General features: G+C 53.4%; 18 protein-coding genes. 10 read left to right on the top strand and 8 right to left on the bottom strand.

Annotated features, from left to right (window positions below; genetic code table 11):
• The first annotated feature begins 231 nt into the window (after positions 1–231).
• The gene (gene polA / locus RIN69_RS22065) at positions 232–3,015 is read left to right on the top strand and encodes a DNA polymerase I (protein WP_313854620.1); all 2,784 of its coding nucleotides are present in this window, start codon (positions 232–234) and stop codon (positions 3,013–3,015) included.
• 265 nt (positions 3,016–3,280) lie between these two features.
• The gene (locus RIN69_RS23060) at positions 3,281–3,328 is read left to right on the top strand and encodes a spot 42 RNA, inhibition of DNA synthesis (protein WP_071892919.1); all 48 of its coding nucleotides are present in this window, start codon (positions 3,281–3,283) and stop codon (positions 3,326–3,328) included.
• Between the two features lie 122 nt (positions 3,329–3,450).
• On the opposite strand, the gene yihA is transcribed toward RIN69_RS23060, so the two are convergent.
• Positions 3,451–4,086 (bottom strand): ribosome biogenesis GTP-binding protein YihA/YsxC, encoded by a 636-nt coding sequence (gene yihA / locus RIN69_RS22060; protein WP_313854618.1) that lies wholly within the window; start codon positions 4,084–4,086, stop codon positions 3,451–3,453.
• Positions 4,087–4,639: 553 nt separating this feature from the next.
• On the opposite strand from yihA, the gene yihI reads away from it, so the two are divergent.
• Positions 4,640–5,167: a Der GTPase-activating protein YihI gene (yihI, locus tag RIN69_RS22055; protein ID WP_313854616.1), complete on the top strand. Its 528-nt coding sequence runs from the start codon at positions 4,640–4,642 to the stop codon at positions 5,165–5,167.
• Positions 5,168–5,415: 248 nt separating this feature from the next.
• On the top strand, positions 5,416–6,789 hold the full coding sequence (gene hemN, locus RIN69_RS22050) for an oxygen-independent coproporphyrinogen III oxidase (protein WP_313854614.1): 1,374 nt from the start codon (positions 5,416–5,418) through the stop codon (positions 6,787–6,789).
• Between the two features lie 33 nt (positions 6,790–6,822).
• Here the strand turns inward: hemN and glnG are convergent, their stop codons facing one another.
• The 3 genes from glnG to glnA all read right to left on the bottom strand — a co-directional run bounded on the left by glnG (position 6,823) and on the right by glnA (position 10,839).
• Positions 6,823–8,232 carry a nitrogen regulation protein NR(I) gene (gene glnG, locus RIN69_RS22045; RefSeq protein ID WP_313854612.1) on the bottom strand — a complete coding sequence of 470 codons (1,410 nt, stop codon included), beginning with the start codon at positions 8,230–8,232 and terminating at the stop codon, positions 6,823–6,825.
• Between the two features lie 7 nt (positions 8,233–8,239).
• Positions 8,240–9,289, bottom strand: coding sequence for a nitrogen regulation protein NR(II) (glnL, locus tag RIN69_RS22040; protein WP_313854610.1), 1,050 nt, complete (start codon positions 9,287–9,289; stop codon positions 8,240–8,242).
• A gap of 140 nt (positions 9,290–9,429) precedes the next feature.
• On the bottom strand, positions 9,430–10,839 hold the full coding sequence (glnA, locus tag RIN69_RS22035) for a glutamate--ammonia ligase (RefSeq protein ID WP_052902242.1): 1,410 nt from the start codon (positions 10,837–10,839) through the stop codon (positions 9,430–9,432).
• Positions 10,840–11,273: 434 nt separating this feature from the next.
• Here glnA and typA point away from each other — a divergent pair, with 434 nt between their 5' ends.
• The 5 genes from typA (at position 11,274) to fabY (ending at position 16,201) form a co-directional block, all read left to right on the top strand.
• Entirely contained in the window at positions 11,274–13,097 is a 1,824-nt protein-coding gene (gene typA, locus RIN69_RS22030; RefSeq protein ID WP_313854606.1) for a ribosome-dependent GTPase TypA, read from the top strand.
• Positions 13,098–13,300: 203 nt separating this feature from the next.
• Positions 13,301–13,897 (top strand): glucose-1-phosphatase, encoded by a 597-nt coding sequence (gene yihX / locus RIN69_RS22025; RefSeq protein WP_313854604.1) that lies wholly within the window; start codon positions 13,301–13,303, stop codon positions 13,895–13,897.
• Positions 13,898–13,938: 41 nt separating this feature from the next.
• Entirely contained in the window at positions 13,939–14,772 is an 834-nt protein-coding gene (locus tag RIN69_RS22020; RefSeq protein WP_313857839.1) for a virulence factor BrkB family protein, read from the top strand.
• Positions 14,769–15,206 (top strand): D-aminoacyl-tRNA deacylase, encoded by a 438-nt coding sequence (gene dtd / locus RIN69_RS22015; protein ID WP_313854603.1) that lies wholly within the window; start codon positions 14,769–14,771, stop codon positions 15,204–15,206. Before RIN69_RS22020 ends, dtd begins: the two co-directional genes overlap by 4 nt.
• Positions 15,207–15,262: 56 nt before the next feature.
• Positions 15,263–16,201 carry a fatty acid biosynthesis protein FabY gene (gene fabY / locus RIN69_RS22010; protein WP_313854602.1) on the top strand — a complete coding sequence of 313 codons (939 nt, stop codon included), beginning with the start codon at positions 15,263–15,265 and terminating at the stop codon, positions 16,199–16,201.
• 43 nt (positions 16,202–16,244) lie between these two features.
• On the opposite strand, the gene RIN69_RS22005 is transcribed toward fabY, so the two are convergent.
• Together RIN69_RS22005 and RIN69_RS22000 are read right to left on the bottom strand one after the other, a co-directional pair.
• A complete protein-coding gene (locus RIN69_RS22005) occupies positions 16,245–17,918 on the bottom strand; it encodes an AsmA family protein (protein WP_313854599.1) in 1,674 nt (557 codons plus the stop codon).
• Positions 17,919–18,060: 142 nt separating this feature from the next.
• A complete protein-coding gene (locus RIN69_RS22000; RefSeq protein WP_313854598.1) occupies positions 18,061–19,449 on the bottom strand; it encodes a nucleobase:cation symporter-2 family protein in 1,389 nt (462 codons plus the stop codon).
• Between the two features lie 185 nt (positions 19,450–19,634).
• Here RIN69_RS22000 and RIN69_RS21995 point away from each other — a divergent pair, with 185 nt between their 5' ends.
• Positions 19,635–20,300 (top strand): SDR family oxidoreductase, encoded by a 666-nt coding sequence (locus RIN69_RS21995; protein WP_313854596.1) that lies wholly within the window; start codon positions 19,635–19,637, stop codon positions 20,298–20,300.
• Between the two features lie 4 nt (positions 20,301–20,304).
• On the opposite strand, the gene recG is transcribed toward RIN69_RS21995, so the two are convergent.
• Together recG and trmH are read right to left on the bottom strand one after the other, a co-directional pair.
• A complete protein-coding gene (gene recG / locus RIN69_RS21990; protein ID WP_313854595.1) occupies positions 20,305–22,386 on the bottom strand; it encodes an ATP-dependent DNA helicase RecG in 2,082 nt (693 codons plus the stop codon).
• Positions 22,383–23,078 carry a tRNA (guanosine(18)-2'-O)-methyltransferase TrmH gene (gene trmH, locus RIN69_RS21985; RefSeq protein WP_313854593.1) on the bottom strand — a complete coding sequence of 232 codons (696 nt, stop codon included), beginning with the start codon at positions 23,076–23,078 and terminating at the stop codon, positions 22,383–22,385. Before trmH ends, recG begins: the two co-directional genes overlap by 4 nt.
• Positions 23,079–23,080 lie beyond the last annotated feature (2 nt).

The following is a 23,080-nucleotide window of genomic DNA, read 5'->3' as shown; positions in this document are numbered from 1 at the left end:
ACTGTTAACTGACTGAAATATATGTCTTTTATACTGTATTTTATTGTCGTTTATTGTAAATAACAATAAGTTAGCAAACTTACACACAAACTTATCCACAGCTTGTTTGCTGGAAGCGACTCCTCAATTCAGAAATCTTTACTGCTTTATCGGCTGAGTTATTTCAACTTTATGCCCGAGCTGTGGCATCCTTAAGCCCATTCAAATGACTAACGAAGAATGTGACAACCTATGGCACAAATTGCAGAAAATCCGCTGATTCTGGTAGATGGTTCCTCTTATCTCTATCGCGCTTATCACGCATTTCCCCCGCTGACCAATAGCGTCGGTGAACCGACCGGTGCGATGTATGGCGTGCTCAATATGCTGCGCAGCCTGCTGCTGCAATATAAGCCGAGCCATGTTGCGGTGGTTTTCGATGCCAAAGGTAAAACCTTCCGCGACGAGTTATTTGAACACTACAAATCTCATCGTCCACCGATGCCGGACGATCTGCGTGCGCAGATCGAACCGCTGCATCAAATGGTGAAAGCCATGGGTTTACCGCTGTTGGCAGTCAGTGGCGTAGAGGCTGATGACGTGATTGGCACGCTGGCATTGCAGGCGGAGAAAGTCGGCCGCCCGGTGTTGATCAGCACCGGCGACAAAGATATGGCCCAGCTGGTGACGCCTAACGTAACGTTAATCAATACCATGAATAACGCCATCCTTGGGCCGGAAGAGGTCAATGACAAGTATGGTATTCCGCCCGAGCTGATTATCGATTTCCTTGCGCTGATGGGCGATTCGTCGGACAACATTCCCGGCGTGCCGGGTGTCGGTGAGAAAACCGCGCAGGCGTTGCTGCAGGGGCTGGGTGGCATAAAGACCATCTATGACAATCTGGATAAAGTGGCTGACCTGTCATTCCGCGGTGCCAAAACCATGTCGGCCAAGCTGGAGCAAAATAAAGAGGTGGCCTTCCTCTCTTATCAGCTGGCAACGATTAAAACCGACGTTGAGCTGGAAGTGACTTACGACCAGTTGAACGTCAATGAACCACAAGTGGAAGAGTTGCTTGGCCTGTTCAGGCATTACGAATTTAAGCGCTGGATTAGCGATCTGGAAGAAGGCGTCTGGTTGCAGGGTAAAAAAAGTCATCCTGCGGCACAGAAAGCAGTGGTTGAAAAAACGGAACAGCCGGACGTCGCCAGTGTGCTGTCAGCCGATGGCTACGTCACTATTCTGGATGAAGAAACCTTCGAACAGTGGCTGAAGAAATTGCAGGCCAGTGACGTTTTTGCCTTTGATCTGGAAACCGACGCGCTGGATACCCTCAGTGCCAATATTATCGGCCTCTCATTTGCGGTATCAGCGGGCGATGCGGCTTATCTGCCGGTTGCTCATGATTATCTTGATGCGCCGCCACAGCTTGACCGTGATGCGGTTCTGGCGCGCCTGAAGCCGCTGCTGGAAGACGAAAAAGCGCTGAAAGTAGGGCAAAACCTTAAGTTCGATCGCGGCGTGCTGAAGAACTATGGTATCGAGCTACAGGGCATCAAGTTCGACACGATGCTCGAGTCTTACATGCTGAACAGCGTGGCTGGCAAGCATGATATGGATACGCTGGCATCGCGCTGGCTGAATCATAAAACGGTGACCTTTACCGAAATTGCCGGTAAAGGTAAAAATCAGCTGACCTTTAACCAGATTGCGCTGGAGCAGGCGGCTCATTATGCCGCTGAAGATGCGGATGTGACTCTGCAACTGCATCAGAAGATGTGGCCTGAGCTGGAACAACAGGCCGGGCCGAAAAACGTCTTCGAAACTATCGAAATGCCGCTGGTTACGGTGATTTCCCGCGTGGAGCGTAACGGCGTACTTATCGATCAGAGCATTCTGGCAGCCCACTCGAAAGAGCTGACTTCCCGCCTGGCCGAACTGGAGCTGAAAGCGCATGAGCTGGCAGGCGAACCGTTTAACCTCTCGTCGACCAAACAGCTACAAACCATCTTGTTTGAAAAGCAGGGTATCAAACCGACCAAGAAGACACCGGGCGGTGCGCCGTCGACCAGTGAAGAAGTGCTGGCAGAACTGGCACTCGACTACCCATTGCCGAAGATTATTCTTGAGCATCGTGGTCTGTCGAAGCTGAAATCAACTTACACCGATAAGTTACCGCTGATGATCAATCCGCACAGCGGGCGCGTTCATACCTCCTATCATCAGGCGGTGACCGCAACCGGGCGTCTGTCTTCCAGCGATCCAAACCTGCAAAATATTCCGGTGCGTAATGAGGAGGGGCGTCGAATCCGTCAGGCATTTGTCGCGCCTGCGGGCCATCGCATCGTCGCCGCTGACTATTCTCAAATCGAGCTGCGCATTATGGCGCACCTGTCGCAGGATAAAGGGCTACTGAAAGCGTTTGCTGAAGGTCAGGATATTCACCGAGCCACCGCAGCAGAAGTATTCAGTACGCCGCTGGACAAAGTGACCAGCGAGCAGCGCCGCAGCGCCAAAGCGATAAACTTTGGTCTGATCTATGGCATGAGCGCATTTGGTCTGTCGCGACAGCTGAATATCGGTGCCGGCGAAGCGAAGAAGTATATGGATCTCTACTTTGAGCGTTATCCTGGCGTGCTGCAATATATGGAAAGTACCCGTCAGCAGGCCTCAGAACAAGGCTATATTTCGACGCTGGATGGCCGTCGTCTCTATCTGCCGGATATCCAGTCCAGCAACGCAATACGCCGTAAAGCTGCCGAACGTGCGGCTATCAACGCCCCGATGCAGGGTACGGCTGCGGATATCATTAAGCGTGCAATGATTGCGGTAGACGAGTGGTTGCTGGCGCAAAACTCTCCAGACGTGAAGATGATTATGCAGGTACACGATGAACTGGTGTTTGAGGTGCAGGAAGATGCCGTTGAGAGCGCCAGCAAAAAGATCCGTGAGCTGATGGAAAACAGCATGGCGCTGGACGTGCCATTGCGTGTTGATGTTGGGGTTGGCGATAACTGGGATCAGGCTCACTAATCCTTACTCAGTGGTCCGATAGTGTAGCGATTAATGAAGATCTTGGGTTAATCGCTTCAGCACCTGAACTGACAAGGATGTCAGTGAGATATTCAGCTAAGTTTCTATCGGCTAAGCATTTTCTTTGTAATTAAGCTACAGAGTTGGCCTTTTTTTGTGACGAGTGTTGGCAAATCAATGTAGATTTATGAAAATTAACTACAAAAAACGCTTTTTTGGTCAGAAAAAATCATGTAGAGTTCAAGACGTAGGGTACAGAGGTAAGATGTTCTATCTTTCAGACCTTTTACTTCACGTAATCGGATTTGGCTGAATATTTAGCCGCCCCAGTCATTTATGACTGGGGCGTTTTTTATTGGGCGCGAGTCAGGATTTTGCCGGATTTTTCGCCCATCCTGCAGGTGCGGCGAGAACGCCGCCCTTACGGCCGGTGGTTTATTCTTCCGCGATATCGTCTTCAGTCGCGGGTGGAATCTCGCTGTACCAGTAATCCAGTTTCTGACGTAGCTTATCGACGCCAATCTTTTTCAGCGATGAGAACATCTCAACCTGGACATCGCCCATAAATGCCATCGAGGCTTCGCGCACCATATTCAGCTGGGCTTTACGCGCACCGGAGGCCAGTTTATCGGCTTTAGTCAGCAGGATAAGCACCGGAATCGAGCTTTCAACTGCCCACTGCACCATCGACTGATCGAGATCTTTCAGCGGGTGGCGAATATCCATCAGTACCACCAGTCCTTTCAGACACTGGCGCATGCGCAGATACTCTGCCAGCGAGCGCTGCCATTTCTTCTTCATCTCTTCCGGAACCTGGGCATAGCCATAGCCCGGTAAGTCGACGAGGCGAATGCCTTCTTCAACTTCAAACAGGTTAATCAGCTGCGTACGCCCGGGCGTCTTACTGGTACGGGCAAGGCTTTTCTGATTGGTGAGAGTATTCAGCGCGCTGGACTTACCGGCGTTAGAACGGCCAGCAAACGCAACTTCAATGCCGGTATCGGCAGGAAGGTGACGAATGTCGGGGGCGCTGGTGACAAAATGCGTTACGTGATAATTCCAGCCAGACAAAATAGAAACTCCGAAGGACAATGTGGCGATGGCGTGATTATACCTGTAAAACGTCCAAAGCGCCCGACAGCTGATTTTGTAAGATATCTGCCATAATTACTGGCAGCGATTAACGATTTTTGCAAAAAACAGAAAATTTTATTGTCATTTAAATCAATCTGTTAAATATGCACCCCTGAACAAAAGTATAACTATTTTTTCCCTTACCTTGTCAGTTTGACGATTTAGTCTAAAGTAGTGCACAGAGTCTGGATGACTTACTTCAGGATGAAGCGCTCAGGGAATGTCAGGATGACAAAGAGTGAGGGAATGAAGGAATCAGGTTCAGTGGACCAGAACCCTAATGGAAAGGGAAGCACTCGGGATGAGTGGACGGCACAAGGAAAAACCGGGATGTTGATTGCATAAATGGATGTAAAGGAAGACTGTCCTTCTACGGAAGGTGCGAAAAAAGGCGACAGGGTGACCTGCCGCCTTTTTTCTTTGTCCGCTTTCTGCTAGATTTCGCCGCAATTCTATACTGAATAGATAATTCCAGAGAGCAGACACTATTATGAAGCAACCTGCACGTGCGCCGCAGAGTAAAACCAAAGCGCCAAAAGACAAACGTAAGTCACGCGAAGATCTGAACCAAAAAGCGCGCGACCGCAAAAACGAGAAAAAACATCGTGGCAATGCTTCCGGCAGCCGCGCCAATCCCGTCGCGCCAAATCAGAACAAAGGCAATGACAATCAGGCTAAAGACCCGCGTATCGGCAGCAAAAAACCGATTCCGCTGGGTGTTGAAGGCCAGCAGAGCCAACCCAAACCGGCGAAAGTGAAGAAAGTTGCGGCTGAGAAACAGCCGAAGCTTAGCCCGCAAGAAGAGCTGTCGGCGTTGGAAAACAATGAGCGTCTCGATGCGCTGCTGGATCGCCTGGAAAATGGTGAAGTGTTGTCTGCTGAAGAGCAGGCATGGCTTGATCAAACGCTTGATCGCATCGACGTGCTGATGGAGCAACTGGGCATTGAGCTTGGTGACGATGAAGACGGTGATGAAGCAGAAGAAGATATGTATCGCCTGCTGAAAGGCGGCAATTGATCGCTTTTTGCTGATGTCTGCTCCGGCATTCCCTTTGCGGAGTGCCGGGTTAAGAGGTTTAAGCCGATGCTTTGGCCTGGATCAATTTTCGCCTTTCTTCTTACATGTTATCTGATCTGGTTATTCGTTAAACTACGGCGTCTGACGCGACTGAAATCCCGGTTGCGCCGCGATACCGTCAAACGGCAGCTGAGACAGCGTCCTCCCTCGCGACGGTCAACCAACCGACGTAACTGGAAGGAGTGATCATGTCCACGCCAACGATTGAATGGGATCTGGCCCTGATTGAGAAATATAACTATTCCGGGCCACGCTATACCTCCTATCCGACCGCGCTTGAGTTTAATCAGAACTATACCGAGGCCTCCTTTCAGCTGGCGGCGCAACGTTATCCCGAACGCCCGCTGTCGCTCTATATCCACATCCCTTTCTGTCATCGCCTGTGCTACTTCTGCGGCTGCAATAAAATCGTCACGCGCCAGCAGCACAAAGCCGATCACTACCTCGATGTGCTGGAGCAGGAGATTCGGGCGCGTGCGCCGCTATTCTCTGGTCGCATCGTAGGGCAAATGCACTGGGGCGGCGGTACGCCAACCTTCCTTGATAAACAGCAAATTACCCGGCTGAACGATCTGCTGCGCGCCAGTTTTAACTTTAGCGCTGATGCTGAGCAGTCGATAGAAGTTGATCCGCGCGAAATTGAGCTGGACGTGCTGGACCATCTGCGCGCCGCCGGGTTTAACCGCCTGAGTATGGGCGTGCAGGATTTTAATAAGCAGGTTCAGGAGAAGGTAAACCGCGTACAGGATGAAGCGTTTATCTTTTCGCTGATGCAACGTGCGCGTGAACTGGGTTTTACCTCCACCAATATTGATTTGATCTATGGTCTGCCGCTGCAGACGCCAGAAAGCTTTGCGTTCACCTTAGAGCGGGTGGCGGAGCTGAATCCCGACCGACTTAGCGTATTTAACTATGCGCATCTGCCGACGCTGTTTGCCGCTCAGCGTAAAATCAAACAGCAGGAACTGCCGGATGCGCGGCAAAAACTTGAGATATTGCAGCAAACCATCAATACCCTGACCCGCGCAGGCTATCAGTTTATTGGTATGGACCACTTTGCCCGGCCAGGCGATGAACTGGCGATAGCTCAGCGGGACGGCAAACTGCACCGCAATTTCCAGGGCTATACCACGCAGGGCGACAGCGATTTACTGGGAATGGGCGTTTCGGCGATTAGTATGATCGGCGACAGTTATGCTCAGAATCAGAAAGTGATGAAGGATTACACTGACAGCGTCAGTCAGCAGGGGCATGCGCTATGGCGCGGGCTGGCGTTAACTGCGGATGACTGCCTGCGTCGTGACGTTATCAAAACGCTGATTTGTCATTTTGCTCTCGATTTTGAACCGATTGAACAGGCCTGGCAGATCGATTTTGAGCACTACTTTGCGCAGGATTTAGCATTATTGCAGCCGCTGATTAACGACGGGCTGGTGGATCGCCATCAGAAGGGCCTTCAGGTCACCGCTAAAGGACGATTACTGATCAGGAATATCTGCATGTGCTTTGACAGCTATCTGCGTCAGAAGGCGCGTATGCAGCAATTTTCACGGGTAATCTGAAATATCGGGCGGCAAGACGCCGCCCGCGGCGTATTATTCCATTCCCAGCTCTTTCAACTTACGCGTCAGGGTATTCCGGCCCCAACCGAGCAATCGTGCGGCTTCCTGCTTGTGCCCCTGCGTATGGCGCAGAGCAGTGGTCAGCAGCGTTCTTTCCATTTCCGGTTGCGCTTCGGATAACAGGTTTTGATGACCGGAACGCAAGGCACGATCGGCCCACTGCGCTAACAGTGTTGCCCAGCTGTCCGGTAGCGAGTGCACCGGGCTGTCCGGCGTCGAGGTTTCAAACAGCTCCGGCGGCAAGTCCTGAATCAATACTTCCTGGCCTGCGGCCATCACCGTTAACCAGCGGCAGGTATTTTCCAGCTGGCGCACGTTACCTGACCAGTGCAGGCGGGTTAATGCGGTTTCGGTTTCCGGATGCAGAATTTTCGCTTCAACGCCTAACTCACGCGCCGCAACCTGCAGGAAGTAGCGTGCCAGACGCGGAATATCTTCACGACGTTCACGTAGCGGCGGCAGATGAACGCGGATAACATTCAGGCGGTGGAACAGATCCTCACGGAACTTACCTTCCTGCACGCGCAGCTCAAGATTCTGGTGGGTAGCGGCAATGATGCGCACATCCACTTTAACCGGCGCATAGCCGCCGACGCGGTAGAACTGACCATCAGCCAGTACGCGCAGCAGGCGGGTTTGCACGTCGAGTGGCATATCGCCAATTTCGTCGAGAAACAGCGTGCCGCCATCGGCCTGTTCAAAGCGGCCCTGGCGGATCTGATTCGCGCCGGTAAAAGCCCCTTTCTCATGGCCAAACAGTTCTGACTCAATCAAATCCTTGGGAATTGCCGCCATATTCAGCGCGATAAACGGCGATTTGGCGCGTGGGCTGTGGCGATGCAGGGCATGCGCTACCAGCTCTTTACCGGTGCCGGATTCGCCGTTAATCAGCACGCTAATCGAGGAGCGCGACAGGCGGCCAATAATACGAAACACATCCTGCATGGCTGGCGCTTCACCGATAATATCGGTAGTCGGGCCATTAACCGGCTGATTACGCGGTTGCTGTTGTTCCTGATAGTGGCTGATAGCGCGCTCAACCAGCGCGACCGCTTCGTCGATATCAAACGGTTTCGGCAGATAGTCAAATGCACCCTGTTGGTAGGCGCTGACGGCGGCATCCAGATCGGAGTGCGCGGTCATTATGATGACCGGAAGCATCGGGTGGCGCTGTTTGATCTGCTTAAGTAGCGCCAGACCATCCATGCCTGGCATGCGAATATCAGATAATAAAACGTCCGGGGTTTTGGTTGCGAGCGCATCCAGCACCTCGTTGCCGCTTTCAAACGTCGCGCAGCTTAAACCGGCTCCAGTGAGCGCACGTTCAAGCACCCAGCGGATGGAGCTATCGTCATCGACGATCCAGACTATCCCTCGTTGCATAGAAACCTCACTGGCGAATAGGCAGATAAACCGAAAATTCGGTATGACCAGGCCAACTGTTAAATTCGATTTTTCCTGAGTGCTGATCGATCAGGCTACGGGCAATGGATAATCCCAAACCGGTGCCACCCTCGCGCCCGCTGACCATCGGATAGAACAGCGTATCCTGTAGTTGTGCCGGAATGCCGGGGCCGTCATCCTGAATATCGATGCGTGCCACCAGGCGATAACGTACGCCATGCAGTGTCAGCTGAAAGGCTGTGCGCGTACGTAAAGTGATGGTTCCACCAGTTTCACCCAGCGCCTGTAGCGCGTTGCGCACCACATTCAGCAGCACCTGCTCAAGCTGATCGGGGTCATGCGCTAATTCAGGTAAACTTGGGTCGTAATCACGCACCAGCGTCACGTTGTCCGGCAATTCCATTGATACCAGGTTCACCACCCGTTCGGAAACCTGATGAATGCTTTGCGTCACATGCATTCCGGGCTGTTGCGGCCCTAACAGGCGATCAACTAAATTGCGCAGCCGATCAGCCTGCTCAATGATCACTTTGGTGTATTCGGTTAATGCCGGGTCGGGCAGGGCTTTCGCCAGTAGCTGCGCCGCACCGCGTAATCCACCCAGCGGATTTTTTATTTCATGTGCCAGACCGCGTACTAAATCACGCGCGGCAACCTGCTGAGCGTGTTGAATCTGTTCCTGACTGAGGCGGCGTTGATTATCCATCGGCGCCATCTCCAGCAGGATTAAACCTTCTGGCAGACGTTGTGCCGTCAGCGACATAATATGCGCGCGGCTGTCGACCACCAGCGTCACTTCACTGTCGGTAAACCCCTGACCCGCATCAAGGCTTTCCCGCATCACGTCGATATTCAGCGAGAAATAGCCCATTAAGTCCGGCAGCGGTGTGCCAAATAACTTTCGAGAGCTTTGCGCCAGTAGCTGCTGTGCTGCCGGATTGGCGTAATGCACCACCAGTTCGTCATCGACCAGCAAAATACTGTTAATCAGAGAGTTGAGAATCTGCCCAGCATCGGGCAGCGTGCCAGTTACCATACAGCGTTCCCCTGCACTATTTTAGTGCATTATAGTCCCGGAGCCGGTTACGCGTTAGTCCGCACGGTGAATGAGTGGAGAAAAAAGCCCATCCGAAGATGGGCTGAAAGTTTCCACGGCAACAAAAAACGTCAAACTTATTAAACGCTGTAGTACAGCTCGAACTCTACCGGATGCGGAGTCATACGAACGCGGTCCATTTCAGACTTACGCAGTTCGATGTAAGCATCGATAGTGTCGTCGGTGAATACGCCGCCACGAGTCAGGAACTCACGGTCTTCGTTCAGTGCATTCAGCGCTTCTTCCAGAGAGCCCGCTACTTTTGGAATCTCAGCTTCTTCTTCCGGCGGCAGGTCATACAGGTTCTTATCCATCGCATCGCCAGGATGGATCTTGTTGATGATGCCGTCGAGGCCAGCCATCAGCAGCGCAGAGAATGCCAGGTATGGGTTAGCCGCTGGATCCGGGAAGCGAGCTTCGATACGACGTGCTTTCGGGCTGGCAACAACTGGGATACGGATTGAAGCAGAGCGGTTACGCGCAGAGTAAGCCAGCATAACTGGAGCTTCATAACCCGGAACCAGACGCTTGTAAGAGTTGGTGGTTGGGTTCGCCAGGGCGTTAATCGCTTTAGCGTGCTTGATAACACCGCCGATGTAGTACAGAGCTATATCGGACAGGCCGCCGTATTTGTCGCCAGCGAACAGGTTGGTGCCGCCTTTGGACAGGGACATATGGCAGTGCATACCTGAACCGTTGTCACCGAACATTGGTTTTGGCATAAAGGTGGCAGTTTTGCCCCAGGCGTGAGCAATGTTGTGCACGACGTATTTGTAGATCTGAATTTCGTCAGCTTTTTTGGTCATGGTGTTGAAGCGGGTAGCCACTTCGTTCTGACCAGCGGTAGCCACTTCGTGGTGATGCGCTTCGACGACCAGGCCCATCTGCTCCATGGTCAGACACATGGCAGAACGAATGTCCTGTGCTGAATCGACTGGTGGCACCGGGAAGTAACCGCCTTTCAGACCTGGACGATGGCCTTTGTTACCGCCTTCGTATTCTTTACCGGTGTTCCACGCTGCTTCGATATCGTCGATAGCAACATGCGAGCCGGAAGTGCTGCTGCCGAAACGGATGTCGTCAAACAGGAAGAATTCTGGTTCTGGTCCAAACAGCACGGTATCTGCGATACCGGAAGAGCGCAGGAAATCTTCTGCACGCTTGGCGATTGAACGTGGGTCACGGTCATAGCCCTGCATGGTGCCTGGCTCAAGGATGTCACAACGGATGATCAGAGTTGGGTCTGCGAAGAATGGGTCCAGAACAGCAGTGCTGACATCTGGCATCAGAACCATATCTGATTCATTGATACCTTTCCATCCGCCGATGGAGGAGCCATCGAACATTTTGCCTTCTTCGAAGAAGTCAGCATTTACCTGGTGAGCTGGGATAGTGATGTGTTGTTCTTTACCTTTGGTATCGGTAAAACGCAGATCAACAAATTTCACTTCATGCTCGTTAATCATCGACAGAACGTGTTCAGCGGACATACTTAACTCTCCTGGAATTTTCATTGTTGTCGTGGTTCGAGAACTTCATCGTTCGGTACGCGTAAATTGTCGCGTACACCTGATAATAAAGATCTCAGACAAGCTATCAACCGTTGTGGAAACTGCCGTTTTCGCTTAGTCAGACTAAAGCGAAATCTATGCCAACTTTTTTATTTGGGTAAAAAGGCGCTATTATGCGCTCTCTCGTGAGACGAGAGATGCACCATGATGGATGTCGCGCACCATTTTGGTGCTTTTGAATGATTAATGGGCACTATTTTGGTGCAAATTCTCGACGGAGTGCAATCTTTGCACTGTAAATGCCTGCAAAAGCAATCCTGACAGTAATCTTTATATGAAATTTGTGATCCTGTTCAGTCCTTCGATTAATCCGTGTACAATAGCGCGCTATTTCTAATGCCTGAGGCAAAGCTGTGATCGAAAATTTGCGTAACATCGCCATTATTGCCCACGTTGACCACGGTAAAACTACCCTGGTTGATAAGTTGCTGCAGCAGTCCGGGACCTTTGATGCCCGCACCGAAGCAACCGAACGCGTAATGGACTCCAACGATTTGGAGAAAGAGCGTGGGATTACCATCCTCGCCAAAAACACCGCCATTAACTGGAAAGACTACCGCATCAACATCGTGGATACCCCAGGACACGCCGATTTCGGCGGCGAGGTTGAGCGTGTGATGTCAATGGTTGACTCAGTTCTGCTGGTTGTCGACGCAATGGATGGCCCGATGCCGCAAACTCGTTTCGTGACCAAGAAAGCTTTTGCTAATGGTCTGAAGCCAATTGTTGTTATCAACAAAGTTGACCGTCCGGGCGCACGTCCAGATTGGGTTGTCGACCAGGTATTTGACCTGTTCGTTAACCTCGACGCGACCGACGAGCAGCTGGATTTCCCAATTATTTATGCATCAGCCCTGAACGGTATTGCCGGTGTTGACCATACCGATATGGCTGATGACATGACCCCGCTGTATCAGGCTATCGTTGACCACGTTTCTCCTCCACAGGTAGAAATGGAAGCGCCATTCCAGATGCAGATTTCTCAGCTGGACTACAACAACTACGTTGGCGTTATCGGCATCGGTCGTATCAAGCGCGGTGTGGTTAAACCTAACCAGCAAGTCACTATCATTGATAGCGAAGGCAAAACCCGTAACGGTAAAGTCGGTAAAGTACTGACCCACATGGGTCTGGAGCGTATCGAAGCGACCGTTGCTGAAGCTGGCGATATCATTGCTATCACCGGTCTGGGTGAGCTGAACATCTCTGACACCATCTGCGACCCGCAGAATGTGGAAGCGCTGCCAGCCCTGAGCGTTGATGAGCCAACCGTTACCATGTTCTTCAACGTCAACACCTCGCCATTCTGTGGTAAAGAAGGTAAGTATGTGACTTCACGTCAGATCCTTGACCGTCTGAACAAAGAGCTGGTGCACAACGTGGCACTGCGCGTTGACGAAACTGAAGATGCGGATGCATTCCGTGTTTCTGGTCGTGGTGAGCTGCACCTGTCTGTACTGATCGAAAACATGCGTCGTGAAGGCTTCGAGCTGGCAGTATCGCGCCCGAAAGTTATCAACCGTGTTATCGACGGTCGCAACCAGGAACCGTTCGAGAACGTGACGCTGGACATCGAAGAACAGCACCAGGGTGCTGTGATGCAGGCGATGGGTGAGCGTAAAGGTGACGTTAAAGACATGGTGCCAGATGGCAAAGGTCGTATTCGTCTCGATTACCTGATCCCGGCACGTGGCCTGATCGGCTTCCGTACCGAATTCATGACCATGACTTCCGGTACCGGTCTGCTGTACTCCACCTTCAGCCACTACGACGACGTGCGTCCGGGCGAAATCGGCCAGCGTCAGAACGGCGTGCTGATCTCTAACGGCCAGGGTAAAGCAGTGGCATTTGCTCTGTTCAGCCTGCAGGACCGCGGTAAGCTGTTCCTGGGTCACGGTGCAGAAGTTTACGAAGGCCAGATCATCGGTATTCACAGTCGTTCTAACGACCTGACTGTTAACTGTCTGACCGGTAAGAAACTGACCAACATGCGTGCTTCTGGTACGGATGAAGCCACCACCCTGGTTCCACCAGTGAAAATGTCACTGGAGCAGGCGCTGGAGTTTATCGATGACGACGAACTGGTAGAAGTTACCCCTACCTCCGTACGTATCCGTAAACGTCACCTGACTGAGAACGATCGTAAGCGTGCTTCTCGTGGAAGCAAAGACGTTTAATTCTCGCTTAGCGTGAACAATAAATGGCTCCGTTACCGGGGCCATTTTTTTATCTGCTTATCTTCCACCTCTAAGTTCGCCCCACTGCGCGCGCAAATTTTTTGCTGCCGATACCGATTTTGCACTTCCTGTCTCATGCTGGCTGTTCAGTGTCGATTTTTACCGCTAGAGTGAATAGCTCACCGGAACAAAAGGAGATGGCCATGCTGTATATCTTTGATTTAGGTAACGTCATTGTTGATATTGATTTCAACCGTGTGCTGGGCGTATGGAGTGATCTCGGGCGTGTGCCGCTGGCGACATTGCAGAGCCGCTTCCGTATGGGCGAAAGCTTTGAACAGCATGAACGCGGGGAAATCAGTGATGAGCAGTTCGCTGAAGCCATCTGTGATGAGCTGGATATCGCGCTGAGTTTCGAACAGTTTGCAGCTGGCTGGCAGGCGGTATTTGTCAGTGTTCGCCCTGAGGTATTGACGCTGATGCATCAGCTGCGTCAGCAGGGGCATCGGGTGGTAATCCTGTCGAATACTAACCGTTTACATTGTCTCTACTGGCCGGGGCAGTATCCGCAGGTGCAGCAGGCTGCCGATCGTCTCTATCTGTCGCAAGAGATGGGTGCGCGCAAGCCAGAGGCGGCTATCTATCAGCAGTTGCTGCAACAGGAAGGTATTCCCGCTGACCAGGCGATATTCTTCGATGATAATCTGCCAAATATTGAAGCGGCGCGCGCGCTGGGGATTACCAGCATCCATGTGACGGATGCGAGCATAATTCCTGCCTACTTTGCTCAGCAGCGCTGAGGTCGGTTGTGACTAAACGCACGCGTTATGGCGCACGGGTGATGATGGCCTGGCTGAAACTCTTGTGGCGGCGCATAGAGAATGATGGCATGACAACCCACGCCGGTAATCTTGCCTACGTTTCGCTGCTGGCGCTGGTGCCGCTGATTGCGGTGATATTTGCGCTGTTCGCCGCTTTCCCTGTGTTCTCTGATATCAGCATTCAGTTAAAGAATTTTATCTTCTCTAACTTTGTGCCGGCGGCCGGGAACACCATTCAGCGCTATCTTGAGCAGTTTGTTGCTAACGTCAATAAAATGACGGCGATTGGTGCGGTAGGGCTGATCGTTACCGCGTTGCTGTTAATGTATTCGGTCGATACCGCGCTTAACGCCATCTGGCGCAGCAGCAAAAAGCGCTCGCTGGTTTACTCTTTTGCCGTGTACTGGATGATTCTGACGCTCGGACCGCTGCTGGCGGGAGCCAGTCTGGCGATCAGCTCTTATCTGCTGTCGATGCGCTGGGTAGAGGTGACCGGCGTGACAACGCTGGTAGATCAACTGCTGCGTATTTTCCCACTGTTACTGTCGTGGCTGGCGTTCTGGCTGCTTTACAGCACGGTGCCGACCACCAGGGTGCCGCCACGTGATGCGCTAATTGGTGCACTGGTCGCCGGGCTACTTTTTGAGCTGGGTAAAAAAGGCTTCGCGCTCTATGTTACGATGTTTCCATCGTACCAATTGATTTACGGTGTGCTGGCGGTTATTCCCATTCTTTTTTTATGGGTTTACTGGACCTGGTGTATCGTGCTTTTGGGGGCAGAGATTACCGTATCGCTGGATGAATACCGCCAGCTGCGACGGAAAGAACAAGAACAGGCAGGCGAGGAACCATGATTGCGTTAATACAGCGGGCGTTGAGCGCCAGCGTCACGGTGGCGGGAGAGACCACCGGTGAAATCGGACCGGGACTGCTGATCTTACTGGGTGTGGAAAAAGGCGATACTGAACAGCAAGCTGTGCGTCTGTGTGAACGCGTTTTAGGCTATCGCATCTTCGGCGATGAAAACGACAAGATGAATCTTAACGTTCAGCAGGCGGGTGGCAGTGTGCTGGTGGTTTCGCAATTCACCCTCGCCGCCGACACTAACAAAGGTATGCGCCCCAGCTTTTCCGGCGGAGCCGATCCCGCTGAGGCTGAGCGGCTGTACAACTATTTCGTCGGATGCTGCCGGGAAAAAGGCATCGCAACGGAAACTGGCCGCTTCGCGGCGGATATGAAAGTCTCGCTGGTGAATGACGGCCCGGTCACCTTTTGGTTACAGGTGTGAAGCAATTAGCCGAGCGGCAATGGACAGCGGCGAGCTCTGAAAGAGAGAATCACTTTATGTATCACCTCCGTGTACCTGAAACAGCAGAAGAGCTGGATATCTATTATCAGTTTCGTTGGGAGATGCTGCGCAAGCCACTGCACCAGCCGCAGGGTTCTGAACGCGATGCATGGGACGCGATGGCGCACCATCAGATGGTGGTCGATGAGCAGGGAAAACCGGTAGCCATTGGTCGCCTCTATATCAATGGCGATAACGAAGCAGCGATACGCTTTATGGCGGTGCATCCTTCAGTGCAAGGGAAGGGACTCGGCACGCTGGTGGCGATGACGCTGGAGTCGGTGGCGCGGCAGGAAGGCGTTAAGCGCGTGGTATGCAGCGCGCGTGAGGATGCGGTGGAGTTCTTCGCCAAGCTGGGTTACATCAATCAGGGTGAAATTACTGCGCCACAGACCACACCGGTGCGCCACTTTCTGATGATCAAACCGGTTGTGACACTGGATGATATTTTGCATCGCGCCGACTGGTGCGGTCAGTTGCAGCAAGCGTGGTACGAACATATTCCGTTAAGCGAAAAAATGGGTGTGCGTATTACTCAGTACACCGGGCAGAAATTTATCACTACCATGCCGGAGACCGGCAACCAGAATCCACACCACACGCTGTTTGCCGGCAGCCTGTTCTCGCTGGCGACGCTGACCGGATGGGGCTTGATCTGGTTGCTGCTGCGCGAACGCCATCTGGGGGGAACGATTATCCTTGCCGATGCGCATATTCGTTACAGCCACGCGATTACCGGTAAACCGGGAGCGGTGGCAAATCTTGGATCGCTAAGTGGCGATCTCGATCGACTGGCGCGTGGACGTAAAGCACGCGTGCAGCTTGAAGTTGAATTGTTCGGTAACGATCTGCTGGGGGCGGTTTTTGAAGGGGTGTTTATCGTGCTGCCCGCCGATCCCGACGGGCCGCTGGAAGAGGGTGGCTCCGGCTCCTGAGCTTATCTCTGCGGGCGGTGTCAACACCGCCCGGCACTAAGGATTAATCAACCTCGCCATGAACCATCGTCTGCTGCACATTTTGCTCATTAGCCGTTACTGAAAGGGTGCCGCTGGCGCTCTGTCGCAACGGCGTACCGGCAGCCAGGCTGGCATTCAGTTTCAGCTGCATATTGCCTTTGCCTTCCAGCGGAACCGCTGGCCAGCCCCAGTTATGCAGCATATCCGTGGCAACCGAGCGCGCATTCAGAGTCAACGACAGCGCACGCGCTGGCTGCTGCGATACTGTGGCAGTGCCTTCCACCATACCTTCACCGGCAAAGGCGCTCATTTCAGTGACGTTAATCTGCTTATCATCGGCGGTTAACGCCAGTGAAGGGTGACGCACATCGCTGCGGTTAAAGGTGGCTTCTGCCGCATTAAGATTAAGTTTTCCGGACCAGACGCCCCATTGATGATTGCGCGCCAGCATCAGGTCACTGCCGTTGCCATCCAGCGAGGTCATCTGGAAAGGGAAGGCAGGATTGATATCAATAATCAGATTACGGCTGGCGGAAAGGCGATCAACCGTAACGCTACTTAACCAGTCGGGAAGCTGCTGCATCCAGCGGTCGCGCCAGTTGTCTGGCAAGGTATACTCCAGCCCGGCAATCACCAGTTCATCCAGCGCCAGCCGTTTCTGGCTGCGATCCCACTCGCCCTGCGTGCGGATTAAACCTTTTGCCCAGCGGGAGCTGAACTGGGAAATGCGGATGCCCTGCGGTGAAAATTCGAGGTTAGCAATCGGATCATCGAATTGCAGCTGACCATTGATAAAGCTGCTGGCGTTCATCGACAGCGAACCACCATTGCTCTCCCAGTCGCCGTCGCGCAGAGTCAGGTTTTTCAGCGACAGGCCGAGATCGGTAACCGCCCAGTCTGGCCCCTGCACCCGAGCATTGGTGATATCAACCCGCTCAAAATGCACCGAGGGCAGAGCGAGCAGCGGGGCGAGAAACGCAGTTAACGACTGGCTGGATTGCAGACGAATATCATTCAGCCGCAGATTGGCGATGCGCCAATTACCTTGCTCATCGCGCTCGGCGTTTCCGGTCATTGAACCGCGCGACAGGTCTGCACCGATATTGCTGAACACCAGACGCTTATTGTCGATGCGCCCCTGTAGTAAAACGTTATTACCGGTAACGCCATTGAGCGCCATCGAGCCGGCGCTCAGCTGGAAGCTGGTGGTATCGCCCAGCACATTACCGACTTTTGGCTGCCACGGCATTACGCCGCCGTTAACCCGCTCTGCGCTGACTGGCAGCACGCTATGTGGGCTGGCGATCGCCATATTGTTTAGCTGCAGACGGTTAGCCTGCATTGGCCATGCGACGCTGCTGTCGGAAACGTTCATGGTGCCATCGTTAAGCTCAACGCTATCAAAATGCAGCGGCTCGCTAAACTGGCGCAGCGCAAAGCCGAGATCTACGCGTTCGGCTACCAGTACCGCAGGCTGGCCATCATGGCCAAAGGTAACGTTATTCAGTATCAGATGCGAAGGCGAAGATAACTGATAATCAACTTTAGCCACAGACAAGTGATAGTCGGTACGATCGCTTATCCAGCGACTGGTCCAGTCAGCACCCCAACGGGTCTGCAGCAGTAAAAACAGTGTTATCAGCACTAACAGCACCAGTAACAGCAGCGTCAGAAAAAATTTTCCGATAAATTTCATCGCACCTTTCCCTATGAATTTCCGGTATCCGTTTGTTATGCCTGAATTACTCACCCAGCTCAACATCCTGGGTGTAAAGTCAGACAAACTCAATGAAAAGTCGATAAGAATTGTGGGCGAGGTCAGCCTCGCCCGGGCGGGGTTACTTCTCTTGCGGGAAAATCAGATTCAGCATAATGGCGGTAATACCGCCTGCGGCGATACCGGAAGAGAGCAGGGTTTTCAGCCAGTCAGGGGCGAATTGCAGAATCAGCGGTTGTTGCGAAACGCCAAGGCCCACTGCCAGAGATAAGGCAATAATCATTATCGCGCGGCGGTTTAACGGTTCGCGCGAAACGATGCGTATGCCGGATGCGGCGATGGTACCAAACATCACGATAGTCGCGCCGCCCAGTACCGGTTCCGGGATATGCTGCACGAAACCGCTCACCGCCGGAAACAGACCGAGTACGATCAGCATCAGTGCGACGACAAATCCGACATAGCGACTGGCGACGCCGGTAAGCTGGATTACACCGTTGTTCTGACCAAAGCAGGAGTTGGGGAAGGTATTAAACAGTGCCGAGACAAAGGAGTTGAGGCCATTTGCCAGCACGCCACCTTTCAGACGCTTCATATACAGCGGGCCGCTTACCGGCTGCTCGGACACATCGGAGGTAGCGGTAATATCGCCGATGGTTTCCAGCGAGGTCACCATAAACACCAGAATTAACGGAATCAGCAGATTCCAGTCAAAGCCGAGGCCGTAATAAAGCGGAGTCGGTATCGCCACCACCGGACTTTCGGTTGCCGCAATATTCTGCGGCAACATGCCGAGCGCCCAGGCCAGCAGATAGCCGACCGCCATGGCGATTACCAGTGAGGCGACGCGCAGATAAGCATTGCGCTGGCGATTCAGCAGGATAATAACCGCCAGCACCGCACCGGCCAGCAGCAGATTTTTAGGCGCGCCGAAAGTGTGATCGTTCATCGCGGCAAAGCCACCGCCGATAGACGTCAGGCCAACCTGAATCAGTGACAGGCCAATAATCATCACCACAATGCCGGATACCAGCGGCGTGATAATGCGTCTGGCGAGATGTAATACGCGTGACAGCAGCATCTCAGTGCAGGAGGCAACCATCAGAGTGCCAAACAGCGCTGCCATCATCGTCGGAACATCGGCTCCGCCATTTTTCAGCGTCAGCCCACCCATAATCAGCGGCGTAACAAAGTTAAAACTGGTGCCCTGAATTGACAGCAAGCCCGAGCCGACCGGCCCCCAGGTTTTGATCTGCAGAATCGACGCTACGCCAGAGGCAAACAGTGACATGCTGATAATGTGCTGAGTATCCTGCGCTGGTAATCCCAGAGCCTGACAAATCAGTAGTGCCGGAGTAATCACGGCGACAAACATCGCCAGCAGATGCTGACCGGCGGCAAACAGCGTTTGCGGCAGCGGCGGTCGGTCTTCCAGACGGTAAATCAGCTCACTTTTAGTGTTTGGTATTGGGTTACGATTCGCTGCAACAGCATCAGTATCGGCGGACATTTTCACGGTTCCCTGGCAACAAAGTGGCGATTTTAATCATCTGCGAGGCAAAAGCAATCGTTTGCCAATGCTGTGTTGATAATCAGCCAGAGAAACTACCGCACATCAGGCTTAATCTGACTGCCAGAATGGCACTACGCTTAAATCAGTCCGTGATATTGCGGGTAACAAAATATGAGGCAGCGATGAGTCAGGTTTTTATTATTGGAGCAACTGGCGGCGTGGGTCGCCGACTGAGAAAACAACTGAGTGCGTCTGGCCATCAGGTGACCGGGCTGCACCGTAAACCGGAGCAGGCCGCCGAGCTGGCGGAGGATAAGGTCAGGCCGGTTGAGCTTGATCTGCTGACCACGAATGCTGAGAGCCTCGCACAGGCAATGCAGGGCAGTGATGTGGTGGTGTTTTCCGCCGGTGCGGCCGGTGCAGGCGTTGAGTTAACCGACGGTATTGATGGTCGTGGCGCGCAGATCGCGGCAGAAGCGGCGCGTATCGCGGGTGTTAAACGCTTTATACTGGTTTCTGCGTTTCCGGATGCCGGACGCGGCAAACAGATTTCGCCCACTTTTGAGCACTATATGAAGGTTAAGCGCCAGGCGGATGTAATGCTGGCTGCGACCGATCTGGACTGGGTAATTTTACGTCCCGGCACTCTGACCAATGAAGCGGGCAGCGGTAAAGTGAATGTCGGGCTGGCTATCGCCTATGGTGAAATCCCGCGCGAAGATGTGGCGGCGGTATTACATAGCTTGGTCGAGCACCCTGAAGTGAAGCGAGTGATTATTGAGCTGACGGAAGGGCAGCAGCCGATCGACAGCGCAGTGCAGCAGATCGGCGCGTACAGCGGTCGCTAAACACTCAGGCGTTGGTATAACGCTCGGTTTCTGGCAGCCAGCGCTCAATCAACGCCTGTGCCTGTTGCGGATAATGCTGGTGGATATGGCGCGCCACGCGCTGAACTTCCGGGATCATCGCCTGATCGCGCAGCAGATCGGCGACTTTAAACTCGGCATTACCGGTCTGCCGGGTGCCGAGCATTTCACCAGGGCCACGGATTTCCAGGTCGCACTGAGCAATAACAAAGCCATCATTGCTGTCGCGCAGTACCTGCAAACGTTTCTGCGCGGTTTTACTCAGGGGCGCTTTATACAGCAGCACACAGTGTGATGCGACAGCGCCACGACCAACGCGGCCACGCAGCTGATGCAACTGCGCCAGACCCAGTCGTTCCGGGTTTTCAATAATCATCAGGCTGGCGTTCGGTACATCTACCCCCACTTCGATAACCGTGGTGGCAATCAGCAGCTGGATCTCGCCCTGTTTAAATGACTGCATTACTGCCTGTTTTTCCTGTGACTTCATGCGGCCATGTACCAGTCCAACATTGAGATCCGGCAGTGCAATTTTCAGCTCTTCCCAGCTCGCTTCGGCAGCCTGTGCTTCCAGCAATTCTGACTCTTCAATCAGTGTGCAGACCCAGTAAGCCTGCCGTCCTTCTTCACTACAGGCACTTTTTACCCGGGCGATAATATCGGCGCGACGGGTGTCGGGAATCGCCACGGTGGTTACCGGTGTACGTCCCGGCGGCAGCTCATCGATGGTTGAGGTATCGAGATCGGCATAGGCAGTCATCGCCAGGGTGCGTGGAATCGGCGTGGCGGTCATAATCAGCTGGTGAGGGTGGAAACCCTGTTCCTCGCCTTTTTCCCACAGCGCCAGACGCTGGTGGACGCCGAAGCGGTGCTGCTCATCAATGATCACCAGCGCCAGGCCATTAAACTGCACTTGCTCCTGGAAAATCGCATGGGTGCCGACAATCATCGAAACCTGGCCGCTGGCAATCGCTTCCTGCTGTGCCTGACGCGCTTTACCTTTCTGCTTACCTGCCAGCCAGCCGACTTCAATCCCTAAGGGAGCAAACCACTGGCGAAAATTATTGGCGTGCTGTTCTGCCAGCAGTTCGGTTGGCGCCATCAGCGCCACCTGCTTGCCATAAGCAATGACATTGAGAGCTGCCAGCGCGGCGACGAGAGTTTTGCCTGAACCGACATCCCCCTGGACCAGACGCATCATCGGATAGTCATGCGCAAGGTCACGTTCTATCTCTGCAACTACCCGTTGTTGTGCGCCGGTTGGTTTAAACGGCAATGCGGCCAGCAGCTTATCACTGAGCTCATGCCTGGCAGGCATTGGCAGCGCATGGTAGCGCTGGGCGCCGGCGCGTACCGCCAGCATACTGAGATTGTGCGCCAGCAGCTCTTCCATAATCAGCCGGCGCTGCGCCGGATGTTTACCGCTTTCCAGATCGGCCAGCGCCATATCCGGCGGAGGGCGGTGCAGCGTGCGCAACGCATTGGGCAGGCTAATCATGCCCTGGCTTAGATCGGGCGGCAGCAATTCTGCAATGGCGCAGGTTTCCAGCAGCGTTAACGCCTGCTCGGTAAGATTACGCAGCGTTGCCTGGCGTACGCCTTCAGTGGTGGAATAAACCGGCGTCAGCGTCTCCTGTAACTCGGTCACGCTGTTTTCACCCTGTACGCGATACTCAGGATGAATAATCTCGGCACCGCGCTGCCCGCGTTTTATCTCGCCGTAGGCGGTGACGCGCTTGCCCGCTGCCAGGCTATTTTTCATTCCGGCATTGAAGTTGAAGAAGCGCAGGGTGAGTACGCCGCTGCCGTCGCTAATCTGGCAGGTCAGCATCCGGCGGCGACCAAAACTGATATCGGTGTGCAGCACTTCACCTTCTACCGTGGCATAAATGCCCGGCAGCAGATCGTTGATGGAATAGAGTTGGGTGCGATCTTCATAACGCAGCGGGAGATGCAGCAGTATATCCTGCACGGTGTGCAAGCCGAGTTTAGCCAGCTTGCCAGCCTGACTGGCACCGACGCCAGAGAGTGTACTCAGCGGGACGGCATCCAGCAGACGGCCTGTCATTTTTTCACCGAAGCCTGCATGGTTGCCCACCATGCATCATCAGCCACCACTTCGCCACTGTCATTGATCAGCGGATAAGGCAGGCCTTTATGTTTGGCAACGCGCGCCAGCACCGGATAGCCGCCTTCAAACAGCAGGCGCTGTTGTTCCGCATAATCAAGAGTACTGCTGGTGCGATTGTACATGCCGGCATTCTGGCGCTGGCGTTGTGCTTCGTACAGAATCAGCGCGGAGGCGACGGAGACGTTCAGTGACTGCACCATACCGATCATCGGAATAATGATATCCTGGTCTGCCAGATCAAGCGCTTCCTGCGTAATGCCGGTTTTCTCTTGTCCCATCAGAATACAGGTAGGGCGGGTGTAATCAATCTCGCGGAAATCTACTGCTTTATCAGAAAGATGCGTCGCCAGAATCTGCATGCCCTGGCCTTTAAGATGGCCGACGGCATCGGCGATGGTACGGTGCGTTTTCACCTGTACCCAGCTGTTACTGCCTGCCGCTGATGACACCATAGTGCGCATGCGGTTACCGGGCCAGACGGCGTGAACTTCGTGAACGCCAACCGCGTCTGCCGTGCGAATCACAGCAGACACATTATGTGGCTTATGCACTTGTTCCATGCAGACGGTCAGATCATGCTGACGTGCGGCAAGCATCTCTTGAATACGGGCAAAGCGTTGGGCATTCATGC

Source organism: Winslowiella toletana, from assembly GCF_032164335.1.
Classification (GTDB): Bacteria; Pseudomonadota; Gammaproteobacteria; order Enterobacterales; family Enterobacteriaceae; genus Erwinia; species Erwinia toletana_A.
This window is presented reverse-complemented; position numbering and strand designations above follow the sequence as displayed.

Excerpts from the sequence above, each read along its gene's own strand:
- polA (WP_313854620.1), top strand. The coding sequence starts at position 232 with ATGGCACAAATTGCAGAAAATCCGCTGATTCTGGTAGATGGTTCCTCT.
- yihI (WP_313854616.1), top strand. The coding sequence starts at position 4,640 with ATGAAGCAACCTGCACGTGCGCCGCAGAGTAAAACCAAAGCGCCAAAA.
- hemN (WP_313854614.1), top strand. The coding sequence starts at position 5,416 with ATGTCCACGCCAACGATTGAATGGGATCTGGCCCTGATTGAGAAATAT.
- glnG (WP_313854612.1), bottom strand. The coding sequence starts at position 8,232 with ATGCAACGAGGGATAGTCTGGATCGTCGATGACGATAGCTCCATCCGC.
- glnL (WP_313854610.1), bottom strand. The coding sequence starts at position 9,289 with ATGGTAACTGGCACGCTGCCCGATGCTGGGCAGATTCTCAACTCTCTG.
- glnA (WP_052902242.1), bottom strand. The coding sequence starts at position 10,839 with ATGTCCGCTGAACACGTTCTGTCGATGATTAACGAGCATGAAGTGAAA.
- yihX (WP_313854604.1), top strand. The coding sequence starts at position 13,301 with ATGCTGTATATCTTTGATTTAGGTAACGTCATTGTTGATATTGATTTC.
- RIN69_RS22020 (WP_313857839.1), top strand. The coding sequence starts at position 13,939 with ATGATGGCCTGGCTGAAACTCTTGTGGCGGCGCATAGAGAATGATGGC.
- dtd (WP_313854603.1), top strand. The coding sequence starts at position 14,769 with ATGATTGCGTTAATACAGCGGGCGTTGAGCGCCAGCGTCACGGTGGCG.
- fabY (WP_313854602.1), top strand. The coding sequence starts at position 15,263 with ATGTATCACCTCCGTGTACCTGAAACAGCAGAAGAGCTGGATATCTAT.
- RIN69_RS22005 (WP_313854599.1), bottom strand. The coding sequence starts at position 17,918 with ATGAAATTTATCGGAAAATTTTTTCTGACGCTGCTGTTACTGGTGCTG.
- RIN69_RS22000 (WP_313854598.1), bottom strand. The coding sequence starts at position 19,449 with ATGTCCGCCGATACTGATGCTGTTGCAGCGAATCGTAACCCAATACCA.
- RIN69_RS21995 (WP_313854596.1), top strand. The coding sequence starts at position 19,635 with ATGAGTCAGGTTTTTATTATTGGAGCAACTGGCGGCGTGGGTCGCCGA.
- recG (WP_313854595.1), bottom strand. The coding sequence starts at position 22,386 with ATGACAGGCCGTCTGCTGGATGCCGTCCCGCTGAGTACACTCTCTGGC.
- trmH (WP_313854593.1), bottom strand. The coding sequence starts at position 23,078 with ATGAATGCCCAACGCTTTGCCCGTATTCAAGAGATGCTTGCCGCACGT.